Raw genomic sequence first — 272 nt, 5'->3', positions numbered from 1 at the left:
TGCGCCTGTAGCTCAATTGGATAGAGTACTTGACTACGAATCAAGCGGTTAGAGGTTCGAGTCCTCTCAGGCGCGTTATTGTATATATGAAACAGAGTTCTTGAAAAAATCTTTTTAAAGATCGATGTCCTTTTTTAAAGGAGCTTCTGCTAAGAGCCGGCACGTCCTGTGCCAAAACGCAGAAGCCAGAACGTTCTGTTCAAGTCCGGGAAGTAGCTCAGCTTGGTAGAGCACTTGGTTTGGGACCAAGGGGTCGCAGGTTCGAATCCTGT

1 tRNA gene is annotated in these 272 nt (G+C 46.7%); it reads left to right on the top strand.

Going from position 1 to position 272, the window contains the following annotated elements:
* The first annotated feature begins 1 nt into the window (after window position 1).
* A tRNA-Arg gene (locus L2D08_RS23775) sits at window positions 2-75 on the top strand.
* The last annotated feature ends 197 nt before the right edge of the window (window positions 76-272 follow it).

This window comes from Domibacillus sp. PGB-M46 (genome assembly GCF_022668875.1).
Taxonomy (GTDB): Bacteria; Bacillota; Bacilli; order Bacillales; family Domibacillaceae; genus Domibacillus.
Note: the sequence above shows the minus strand (reverse complement) of the source record. Positions and strands in the feature narration are given on the sequence as shown.